The sequence below is a fragment of the Syntrophomonas sp. UBA5494 genome (genome assembly GCF_002426325.1).
This window is the reverse complement of the sequence record NZ_DIPG01000029.1, coordinates 3,482-10,179: the sequence shown is the minus strand read 5'-3', so window position 1 is coordinate 10,179 and position 6,698 is coordinate 3,482. Positions and strand designations below refer to the sequence as shown.

General features: G+C 46.3%; 5 protein-coding genes. All 5 read right to left on the bottom strand.

Features of this window, described 5'->3' with window-relative positions:
• A partial coding sequence (locus tag B3W37_RS02910) for an FAD-dependent oxidoreductase (protein WP_483174732.1) occupies positions 1-1,080 on the bottom strand: 1,080 nt, incomplete at its 3' end.
• Positions 1,068-1,913, bottom strand: coding sequence for a sulfide/dihydroorotate dehydrogenase-like FAD/NAD-binding protein (locus tag B3W37_RS02905; protein ID WP_481043050.1), 846 nt, complete (start codon positions 1,911-1,913; stop codon positions 1,068-1,070). The genes B3W37_RS02910 and B3W37_RS02905, both read right to left, overlap by 13 nt.
• A 190-nt stretch (positions 1,914-2,103) precedes the next feature.
• Complete coding sequence (locus tag B3W37_RS02900; RefSeq protein ID WP_483169075.1) at positions 2,104-3,903, bottom strand: acyl-CoA dehydrogenase; 1,800 nt, start codon at positions 3,901-3,903, stop codon at positions 2,104-2,106.
• A 58-nt stretch (positions 3,904-3,961) separates the two neighbouring features.
• Positions 3,962-5,188 (bottom strand): CaiB/BaiF CoA transferase family protein, encoded by a 1,227-nt coding sequence (locus tag B3W37_RS02895; protein ID WP_483174731.1) that lies wholly within the window; start codon positions 5,186-5,188, stop codon positions 3,962-3,964.
• Positions 5,189-5,289: 101 nt separating this feature from the next.
• A complete protein-coding gene (locus B3W37_RS02890) occupies positions 5,290-6,597 on the bottom strand; it encodes a thiolase family protein (RefSeq protein ID WP_483169077.1) in 1,308 nt (435 codons plus the stop codon).
• Between the last annotated feature and the right edge of the window lie 101 nt (positions 6,598-6,698).

Sequence of the window (6,698 nt, the reverse complement as noted above, 5' to 3'; positions counted from 1 at the left end):
AATACTCTTGACCCATCCATTATCATCGCCTTTTATCTCTATAGGGCTGCTGAGCAATTTAAACCTTACGCCTTCCTCTTGGGCGTGTTCCGCTTCTTCTTTTCGTGCCGGCAGTTCATTCATGGACCGGCGGTATACTATATAAGATTCCTCGGCCCCAAGACGCAAGGCGGTTCTGGCACTATCCATGGCTACATTGCCGCCACCGATTACTGCCACTCTTTTTCCAATTCTAATGGGGGTCAAAAACTCATCAAAAAGATAAGCTTTCATCAGATTCGTCCTGGTTAAGAATTCATTGGCTGAATAGACGCCATTTAAATTCTCACCCGGTATATCCATAAAATACGGTAATCCTGCTCCAGTTCCGATAAATACAGCATCATAGCCCTGGGCGAGCAATTCATCCACAGTATTCACTTTTCCGACCACCATGTTGTTTTTTATTTCAACACCCAGCTTCTGAATGCTTTCTATCTCCTTCTGCACGATGGCTTTGGGCAGTCTGAATTCCGGTATGCCATATACCAAGACTCCCCCGGCAGTATGTAGAGCCTCAAATACCGTTACCTGGTGTCCCATCAAGGCCAAATCTGCCGCTGCGGTAAGACCTGCGGGACCTGACCCAACAATAGCAATCCTTTTTCCCGACTGCTTTATTATAGGAATAGACTTTTTCCCATATCTTAAATCCCAATCGGCCAAAAAACGTTCCAATCTTCCGACAGCTACCGGTTCCATTTTCTTTCCCAGGATACAGGTCTTTTCACATTGGCTTTCCTGTGGACAAACTCGACCGCAAATAGCGGGGAGATTGTTCTTCTCCTTTATTTTGTTTATGGCCTGTTGGTATTCTTTCTTTTCCAAAAGTCCTATGAATGCCGGAATATCAACCTCAACTGGGCAGCTCTCGACACATTTGGGTTTCTTGCATTTCAAACACCTGGATGCCTCAATCAATGCTTGCTCTTCACTGTACCCCAAAGCAACTTCATCAAAGTTACATATCCTTAATACAGGACTTTGAACAGGCATTTCCTCGCGGGCAGGAATTGTTTTAGCTGCTTTTACTTCTGACATTGACATTCACCCCCTGCACAAAAACCTTTCATAGCAATGCCCTCTTCATTGGTGAACATCCGGGCTCTCTGTTGTGCCAGCTGCCAATCTACCAGATGGCCATCAAACTCAGGCCCGTCAACACAAGCAAATTTGGTCTCATCTCCGACACTCACCCTGCAGGCTCCACACATTCCAGTACCATCAACCATAATAGGATTAAGGCTTACGGTGGTATGAATCTCGAATGGTTTGGTAACGGCTGAAACAGCCTTCATCATGGGCAACGGTCCGATTGCAACCACTAAATCGATACTGTCACTTTGGCGGATAACTTGCGCAAGAACATCACTCACGAAGCCTTTCTGCCCCTCGCTGCCATCGTCTGTAGCTACAAATAACTCATCACTCACTGCTGCCATTTCATCTTTGAGGATTAAATGCTCTTTACTTCGAGCGCCAATGATGGAGGTCACTCGATTTCCCGCCTGTTTTAGTGCCCTGGTGATGGGATATACTGGAGCCACTCCAACACCGCCGCCAATACAAACCACATGGCCATAAGGTTCTATTTCTGATGCCTTCCCCAGCGGACCAACCAAATCCAAAATGTAATCGCCTGCATCGAGTTTACCCATCTCATAAGTGGTTCTGCCCACTTCTTGGAATATCAGTGTTATTGTCCCGCTCTGCCTATCAAAATCAGCAATTGTTAGCGGTATTCTCTCTCCAATATCATCGATTCTAAGAATAATGAACTGTCCTGGCTGTGCCTTTTTCGCGATATCAGGAGCACAAACGATGAATTGTTTGATTGCAGGCGCCAGAATTTGTTTGTCTATTATTTGGTACATGAAGTCACTCCTTGCTGCCATTCTGTCTTAGAGGTATGCCGACTGCTTTAAGTCATATTCACTCCCTGACCGAACATTCGGCATACCCCGACCCGTTTACTAAGCCACAAATACTAGCCTAGCCGGCCATACCAACAATCAAGCTTATATATCTTCAATAATCATCAGCCAGGCTAATTTTAGAAAGTTACTAATCCTCGAAAAATTCTTTTGTGATTTCTACCGTCACTTTGTCATCTGACCGTAGTCTGATGGCCAGGCTGTCAATCTTAGTGAGCTCATAGTCAAAGAAATAACGACCGGCATAGATTTTCCCTTGATAGAAGACCCTATCTTGATCGGTGGGCTGGCCTTTTAAGGCAGTTACAGAAACAGTCATCAATTTCAGCCACTGCCAGGCAACGGCGATCTGGCTCATGAAGTCCAAATAAAGCACAGAATCAGCCAAAAAAGCCTCATTGGAAATTTGCGCTTTTTTTGCCAGCAACTCTGCGGTAAGGTCTTTCATCAGCCCCATGGCACTTTCCAGGGCCTCAACCTGCTTTTCCAGTTCCGGATAGGCCTTGGCTTCTGCTATGGCTTTTTCAACCTCGTTGATGTATAACTCGAATGCTTTTCCCTTTTTCATGCTTACTTTACGGCCCAGGATATCCTGGCCTTGAATACCGGTGGTGCCTTCATGAATGGGATCGATGCGAATGTCTCTGTAGTACTGTTCTACCGGAAAATCCCCGCAGTAGCCATAACCGCCATGAATCTGAATGGCTGCACTGGTGGCCAGAATACCCATTTCAGACGGATAGGTTTTAAGAATGGGAATCAGGAAGTCCACCAGCATTTCATTTTCTTCGGGGTCTTGCCCAACCATGGCCAGATCCTGATACAAAGACAGCTGCAGGGCTAGAGCCAGTGATCCTTCCATTACAGCCTTCTGGAACAGAAGCATTCTTTTAATATCAGCATGTTCGATAAGCTCCACCATGGGTGTAGCAGGGTCTTTCTGGTCGGGTTTTCTGCCCTGTTTTCGCTGCTGAGCATATTCTAATGCCGCGTAGTATGCCGCTGAAATTTTACTGATTGCGCCGATGCCAATATTAATTCTTTCTTCATTCATCATTTTGAACATCTGCGCCAGGCCTTTACCCAGTTCACCAACCAGCCAGCCCCGACAGTTTTTCTCTTCACCGAAAGTAAGCTGACAGATCGGAGAACCCCGGTAACCGAGCTTATGCTCGATTCCGCCGCATTGTACGTCATTGTCTTCAAGCTCGCCATTCTCATTAATGCGCTTTTCCGGAACAATAAATAACGAAATTCCCGGTACACCCAGCGGGCCGTCTTTTAATCTGGCAATCAATAAGTGAACAACGTTTTCTGTGATATCACTGTTGCCGGCAGAGATAAAAATCTTTTGCCCCTTTATCATGTAGTACCCCTGATCGGTTGGCTCTGCGGTTGTGGTAAGATCGCCCAGAGAGCTGCCGATATCGGGTTCAGTCAGTGCCATCGTGCCTTGCCATTTGCCGGAGTACATTTTTTCCAGATACATGTCTTGCATTTCTTGGGCGCCGTACTGATAAATCAGATTGGCTGCACCGGCAGTAAGCATCGGATATACATGCATTGAATAATTTGCTGCTCCGAATAGGAAATAAGCCAGCTCCTTTATGGTCAGAGGCAGTTGTTGCCCGCCGATGTCATAAGGCTTCTCGCATTGAATCCAACCACCCTCACCCATTTCTTTAAGGAATGGTACGATAGCTTTATGGACATGTACCTTGCCGTCTTCCCAGTAAGGGGTATTGGTATCCATTTCTTTGAAATAAGGGAACATCAGGTCTGTACTGATATTCATGGCAGTGTCCAGGATCATTTTGAAGGTTTCTTCATCGTGATCTTCGAAATAGGGAAAACGATTTAATGACACAACATTAAAGACCTCGTTGATCAAAAAATCAATATTCCTTCTGCTTGCGAATTTTTCGGCCATTCTTTGTAAACCTCCCCTTGGTACTTTTTTCAAAGTACGCAACGCCAAAACGCTTGTATTAATTCTTTTTCGCTCTAGTTATGAAACCATCGCCGATTATACCAGCGGATAAAAGATTATCAATGTCACTCTGGCTATAGCCCAGTTCTCTTAAGACCTCCGGGGTATGTTGCCCTTTAAAAGGGGGCGGCAGTTCAGCCAAAGCTTCATAAGCGCCAAACTTAATAGGATTGCCAGGTACTTTAACCTTACCTGCCGTGGCGTGATCATATTCAATTAACATATGGCGTGCCGCGGTATTATCACTTGCACAGATCTGTGGTACTTCAAGGATCGGGGCTACTGCAACGCGAGCTTCGCGCAGCATAGATACAACCTCATCAACCGCATAGTTGCCCATCCAGTTGTTGATTATATCTGTCATTTCCTCAATATTCTCCATTCTGGTGACATTGCTGTCGAACTTCGGATCGGCGGCTAATTCGGGCATTCCCATTATCTTGCACATGCTTCCCCATAGTTTTTCATTGGAGGCAACTACACAGACAAATCCGTCCTTGCATTTATAAGTGTCGTATGGTCCGCCATCGGGATGTCTGCTCCCCTGTCTCTTAGTAGGCCTTCCGGTTATTGTGTAGGCAGGTACATTGTTTTCCAATACCGTGAATATGCTGTCAACCAGAGCAACGTCGATGTGCTGCCCTTCTCCGGTGTTTTTTCTGTAATTCAAAGCGCCTAAGATTCCTATAGCGCCATAAAGCCCGGCAATAGCATCTCCCAGAGACGAACCTACTCTCAGTGGCGTGTCCGGAAATCCGGTTATACTCATCATTCCCCCCATAGCCTGGGCAAGCATATCGTAACCAGGCAGCTTGCTTAACGGCCCATACTGTCCAAAGGCAGAAATGGAGAGGTAAATGATATCGGGTTTTATTTTTTTGCAGGCTTCATAACCGACCATCAATTTGTCCGCAACACCGGGAGCGAAATTTTCCATAACGATGTCGGCACTCTCAACCAGTTTATAGAATACTTCCCGGGCCTTATCTTCTTTGAGATTCAGTTCTATGCTTTTCTTGCCACGGTTTAAGCCAATAAAATAGGTGGATTCTTCAGTCCCGGGAGCGAATGGCGGCCAACTTCTTTCGTTGCTGTTTGGACCGTCATCCTCAACTTTTACTATTTCTGCACCCATATCAGCCAGTATCTGACTACAGAATGGGCCGGTATAAACTCTAGTGAGGTCTACGACTCTGATGCCTTCCAGAATTTTCTTCTTGTCCAATTTGCCAATACCTCCTTGCTTTTAGGTTAGGGGTGCAGGGGGTCCGAATGACCCCCTGCTTATATTTGAAGAAGGGGATTAAGAGGGCTGCGTAGCTAAAGTTATTCCACCCAGATGACGGCTCCCCCACCCTGGGTTAAACCTCCACATATAGCGCATGTGGCGAATCCGCCGCCATTTTCCTTGAGGTTATAAGCGGCAGTCATCATAATACGTGCGCCGCTGGATGTATTGGGATGCCCGACCGATATAGCACTCCCGTTTACATTGAGTATATTTTTCAATGCCTGGTATTTGCTGTCATCATTGTCAAGAATCGGTTGGGAAGAAACTTCCTTGACCATTTCCCAGTAATCGCTCTTCAAAAAGCGATCATTTGACAGCAGTTTAAGGGCTACCAGCGGTACACAGGCGAATGCTTCGTTGATTTCAATAAACTTCATATCATCAATGGTCAAATTGGCATCGTCCAGACATTTCTTGATCGCGAAAGCCGGGGAAACCGGCATAATTCTAGGCTGTAAGGCGATGGCCGAAGTAGCTACAACGGTATAGAGTGGTTCGTACCCCAGTTTTTCAGCATTTTCACGGGTAGTGATAATTTGGGCGGTTGCTCCATCGTTCATTCCCGGTGCATTGCCTGCGGTGCAGGTCGGATTATTGAAAATGGGCTTCAGCCGGGCGAGTTCCTCCATGCTTATATCAGGCCGATACTGTTCGTCTTTATCCAAAACCTTGCTGGAGATAACATTGCCTTTTCTATCTTTTTTAGTTATTTCAAGGGGAACCATCTCGTTTTTGAAGAAACCACGCTCCCACGCCTTGCCATATCTTTGATGGCTGGCAAAAGCCAACTCGTCCTGTTCTTCTCTGGATACACCGTATTCAATCGCAACATTACCTGAATCAACAGCCACTGGTGCGTAGTCTTTGTATCCCAAGGGAATAATGGGGTCTTCAACCAGGAAAGAACTGTGCCGTTTGCCTTCCCATCTTAAATTACGAAGCAGGAATGGAACGGTGCTGAAACTGGTAGCTCCACCGGTCATGACCACATTAGCTTCTCCCAGTTTGATACTGCGGCTGCCGTATTTAACGGTAGTCATACCGGTAGTACAAGCCTGATCATAATACAGCGAAGGTACTTCAGGGGGGATGCCGGCTTTCAGCATACTTTGTCTAGCAACCACCGGGGTATAGGGATCTTTGCAGTTGGTGGTATCGCCGCAGCCCCACCAGACTTCGTCTATGACTTCAGGGGCCATGCCGATTTTCTCCAGAACATTTTTCATGGCAATAGCACCCAGATCGTAGATATCAATATCCTTCATCGAGCCGCCGAATTTGCCAAACGGGGTTCTGGCCGCACTGATTACAACTATGTCATCTTTGCTTTTTTTGAATGCCATATCGATTGCTCCTTTCATTTCACTTATTGGGCAACCCAGCCACCGTCAACACTCAATATTACACCAGTGCAATACCCGGAGCCGGGAGCTGCCAAGAACAA